The following is a 1376-nucleotide window of genomic DNA, read 5'->3' as shown; positions in this document are numbered from 1 at the left end:
CCAACATTTCGTCCCCCCCAAGCCCCGTGTCCCCCAAGGCCGGGAAGGGCTTGCCCACACCGGGCACATAGACCTTACGGTAGTACTTGCGCTCTATACCCGGCACCGAGGTGGGCCACACCGGTGGCAGGTCTTCCTTTTTCGGGCCAGCCAGCACCTCTCGGCTGATCAATTCATCGGGCTTCTTCGCCTGCGGATCGTGCTGCTTGGCTTGTGCATACGCTGCCTGCAGCTGCTTGAGCTTCTGCAGCTCGCCACCCGAGATCAGCGTCATATTGCTCACCGCCGGTTGGCCTGCATACACCTCATACAGCCGGGCTACATTGGAATGACTGAAGCGTGGCGTATCCACATATTTATTGTTGTTGGTGCCATCAAAGAAAAAACCCAGGAAGATGTCTTGTGTGCATTCCAGGCAGGAGAGGTCACCTTGGTTTGTCTTAGCAACTTCCTGTTCAGCTAAGGACAAATTCAGAGGCAGCCCCCGACATGGCTCGGCAAATCGTGCAGTCATTTCCCTCAGTCATCCTTGTAATCTAGTGAGCACATAGCTTTATCTGTCACTGCCCATTTCTCTTTACAGTCCCTCATCATCCGCTCACAAGCTTGGCGATTTTCGATTTTCATATGAGGAAATTCCTTATCATTCCATTTCAGACCTTCTTCGCTACATCCCTTCCGCATTTCATATGCCGCATAATCCGGTGATCGCAAGGGATACTTCGGCAAATACTTCCGGCACGCTTTCTCCGACAACCGCGCCACACAAGCCAGATAGGGCAACGCCTTTTCCCGGCCCGGCCAATTCGGGTGCCCTGGCTCCACTGCCGACACCACCAGCTCTACCTCATCATTCGGATGGAACAGCACATACAGATCCCCCACCTGGCTATAGCGGGGTATCTCCAGGTCGCGACGGAAGGTTTCCGGTTTGATGATTTCTTTATCTCCCGCGATCCACTCCACCCGCACCTTCATCCCTGGTTGCCACTGCTTGGGCAGGCCAATGCAGCAGTTCTTGCCACCTGGCCCTTCCAACACCCCAACAATCGCCCCGCCAATCGGTTGGTTATCACGCAGGTCGATCAGGGTGTATTTAATTTCCCAGTCATGCATGTAATTCACCGCATCATTCGACACCATCACCCTGTCCGATGCCGGCTCCGGTGTCACTTGTCCGGTCGCTTGCCTGGTTTTTTCGCCACACCCCAGCAGCACACAGAGCAACAGCAATAACACACCTGGTTTCATACGACTGCATTCCCCTTTGGTTGGATGCCGCTACCCTGCCACACACTATGACTGGCCATGGCCAACCCCAACATTTCGTCCCCCCCAAGCCCCGTGTCCCCCAAGGCCGGGAAGGGCTTGCCCAC

General features: G+C 55.2%; 1 protein-coding gene and 1 pseudogene. Both read right to left on the bottom strand.

The features are described from left to right. A pseudogene (locus FFS57_RS24990) lies at positions 1 to 514 on the bottom strand (hypothetical protein); the annotation flags it as partial. A 5-nt stretch (positions 515 to 519) separates the two neighbouring features. Beyond that, positions 520 to 1251, bottom strand: a complete 732-nt coding sequence (locus FFS57_RS24985; RefSeq protein WP_137940522.1) for a DUF3304 domain-containing protein — start codon at positions 1249 to 1251, stop codon at positions 520 to 522. Positions 1252 to 1376: the final 125 nt, after the last annotated feature.

This window comes from Chitinivorax sp. B (genome assembly GCF_005503445.1).
In the GTDB taxonomy this organism is placed as follows: Bacteria; Pseudomonadota; Gammaproteobacteria; order Burkholderiales; family SCOH01; genus Chitinivorax.
The sequence above is the reverse complement of the archived record's forward strand: the minus strand, read 5'-3'. Positions and strand labels throughout refer to the sequence as shown.

Bases quoted from the DNA above. Each gene is read 5' to 3' on its own strand.
- FFS57_RS24985 (WP_137940522.1), bottom strand. From the start codon at position 1,251: ATGAAACCAGGTGTGTTATTGCTGTTGCTCTGTGTGCTGCTGGGGTGT.